At 53.5% G+C, this 2,508-nt stretch carries 5 protein-coding genes and 1 pseudogene; 5 read left to right on the forward strand and 1 reads right to left on the reverse strand.

Annotated features, from left to right (window positions below; all coding sequences use genetic code 11):
* The coding region (locus BSZ31_RS16620) for a helicase-related protein (protein WP_369907295.1) at positions 1-527 on the forward strand (527 nt) is incomplete at its 5' end.
* Positions 528-703: 176 nt separating this feature from the next.
* The gene (locus BSZ31_RS16625) at positions 704-1,012 is read left to right on the forward strand and encodes a hypothetical protein (RefSeq protein ID WP_105029934.1); all 309 of its coding nucleotides are present in this window, start codon (positions 704-706) and stop codon (positions 1,010-1,012) included.
* 86 nt (positions 1,013-1,098) lie between these two features.
* Here the strand turns inward: BSZ31_RS16625 and merR are convergent, their stop codons facing one another.
* The gene (gene merR, locus BSZ31_RS16630; RefSeq protein WP_105029935.1) at positions 1,099-1,554 is read right to left on the reverse strand and encodes an Hg(II)-responsive transcriptional regulator; all 456 of its coding nucleotides are present in this window, start codon (positions 1,552-1,554) and stop codon (positions 1,099-1,101) included.
* A 71-nt stretch (positions 1,555-1,625) separates the two neighbouring features.
* On the opposite strand from merR, the pseudogene merT reads away from it, so the two are divergent.
* From merT to BSZ31_RS16645, 3 genes and pseudogenes are all read left to right on the forward strand, one after another.
* Positions 1,626-1,975 (forward strand): annotated as a pseudogene (merT, locus tag BSZ31_RS16635) (mercuric ion transporter MerT).
* 15 nt (positions 1,976-1,990) lie between these two features.
* Positions 1,991-2,266 (forward strand): mercury resistance system periplasmic binding protein MerP, encoded by a 276-nt coding sequence (gene merP, locus BSZ31_RS16640; RefSeq protein ID WP_033896065.1) that lies wholly within the window; start codon positions 1,991-1,993, stop codon positions 2,264-2,266.
* Positions 2,267-2,337: 71 nt separating this feature from the next.
* On the forward strand, positions 2,338-2,508 hold a 171-nt coding region (locus BSZ31_RS16645), incomplete at its 3' end, for a cation transporter (RefSeq protein ID WP_206018664.1).

The raw sequence follows: 2,508 nt of genomic DNA on the forward strand, positions 1-2,508 counted from the left end.
TTGTGACCTACAGAGATCACGATGCCTCAAAAACGATTGATACATTTAGGCACTCTAATGAACAGTGGATTGTCAGCGTTGGAATGATTAGCGAGGGTACTGATATTCCAAGATTACAAGTGTGTTGCCACCTCAGTATCGTCAAAACAGAAATGCATTTTCGACAGGTTTTGGGTCGAATATTGCGTATGACCAATGATGTCGATAAAGATGGTTGGATGTTTGTTTTTGCTGAGCCAACTCTAGTCGAGTTTGCAAATGATCTTCACCATGAAATCCCGGAGTCTCGTGTTGTTCAATTTGATAGTTACCGTCCACGTGTAGCCGCAGAACAAAGGATCGGCAGGACTTTTGATGCTTCAACAAAGCTCGACGACTATTCGGAAATTCGCTGCAATAATGACTTGCACCTAACGCTTCAACCAGAGATTTTCGATTCTGAACCAGTGAGGTATTCCCGTACTCGGTTGGAATGGGCTGGTCAGTTTAGAGAGCAGGTCATTGCAACATTCAACTCATCATTTTAACGGATGAAGATGTTTTGTTCGCGCTGGTGTATACCGGTTAGTATTTTGGTTTGTTACAAATTTGTAATTCAATTGAGAGGATCTGGTCATTCGTCCCTGCGTAAAGTGTGAGTCATGCCAAAGCTTGATTAAAAGCCGAGGCGAAACCCAAACTGATACACACAAGGAGATTTACCATGAAAACACGTCAATTGATCGCATCCACAGTGTTTGCCATTTCCGCAACGCTTCCAGCTTTTGCCTTGGCCAGTGGCCCTACAGATCACGGTGATGGCACTGACCACGTGGCACTGATCAGCCAAGGTAAATCGGCCACCCAAGCGACAGTGCTAAAGGAGTATCAACAAGCTATAGCTTCAGGCCAGTTCAAACCCCTGGCTGGAGACTCTACTGTGTTGACACAGCAATTCGAGCCTTCGAAGTCTCGGGCCGAAGTGCTTAGTACCATTAAAGGTGTTGACCTCACCGAAGGCGATGCAAGCTAATGAAAGGAGTAAGGGTTGGTGTTAATTCGACGCCAACCCCGCGTTTACTTTATGGGGTCGTCTCAGAAAACGGAAAATAAAGCACGCTAAGGCGTAGTCACCCCGTGACTCCCCCGCGCCGATGCAGCGAGCTTCGTTCCGTCTTGCAGTGACGCAATCAGCGGGCAGGAAACGTTCCCTTTCCGCGCATGGCAGGCGCACACCAGTTCAGACAGCACGACCTCCATGCGTGCCAAGTCGGCCATCTTCTCGCGCACATCCTGAAGCTTGTGCTCGGCCAGGCCGCTGGCTTCCTCGCAATGGGTGCCATCCTCCAGCCGCAGTAGCTCGGCGATTTCGTCCAGGCTAAAGCCCAGCCGCTGGGCCGATTTCACGAACCGCACTCGTGTTACATCCGCCTCGCCATAGCGGCGAATGCTGCCATAGGGCTTGTCTGGCTCCGGCAGCAGGCCCTTGCGCTGGTAGAACCGGATGGTCTCCACATTGACCCCGGCCGCCTTGGCAAAAACGCCAATGGTCAGATTCTCAAAATTAATTTGCATATCGCTTGACTCCGTACATAACTACGGAAGTAAGCTTAAGCTATCCAAACCAAATTTGAAAGGACAAGCGTATGTCTGAACCACAAAACGGGCGCGGCGCGCTCTTCGCCGGTGGGCTGGCCGCCATTCTTGCGTCGGCCTGCTGCCTGGGGCCGCTGGTTTTGATCGCCTTGGGGTTCAGCGGGGCATGGATCGGCAACCTGACGGTGCTGGAACCCTATCGCCCGATCTTCATCGGCGCAGCGCTGGTCGCGCTGTTTTTCGCCTGGCGGCGCATCTACCGACCGGCGCAAGCTGCAAACCGGGTGAGGTCTGCGCGATTCCCCAAGTGCGAGCTACTTACAAGCTCATTTTCTGGATCGTGGCCGCGCTGGTCCTGGTCGCGCTCGGATTTCCCTACGTCATGCCATTTTTCTATTAATCACAGGAGTTCATCATGAAAAAACTGTTTGCCGCCCTCGCCCTCGCTGCCGTTGTTGCCCCCGTGTGGGCCGCCACCCAGACCGTCACGCTGTCCGTACCGGGCATGACCTGCTCCACCTGCCCGATCACCGTCAAGAAGGCGATTTCCAAGGTCGAAGGCGTCAGCAAAGTTAACGTGACCTTCGAGACACGCGAAGCGGTTGTCACCTTCGATGATGCCAAGACCAGCGTGCAGAAGCTGACCAAGGCCACCGAAGACGCAGGCTATCCGTCCAGCGTCAAGAAGTGAGGCACTGAAAACGGCAGCGCAGCACATCTGACGCCCTTGTCTGCTACCACAAACGAAAAAGGATCTGTCGCATGACCCATCTAAAAATCACCGGCATGACCTGCGACTCGTGCGCGGCGCACGTCAAGGAAGCGCTGGAAAAAGTACCCGGCGTCCAATCTGCCATAGTGTCCTATGCCAAGGGCGCGGCCCAGCTCGCCCTTGATCCAGGCACAGCGCCGGACGCACTGACCGCCGCCGTG

It is taken from the genome of Limnobacter sp. SAORIC-690, from assembly GCF_002954425.1.
Taxonomy (GTDB): domain Bacteria; phylum Pseudomonadota; class Gammaproteobacteria; order Burkholderiales; family Burkholderiaceae_B; genus Limnobacter; species Limnobacter profundi.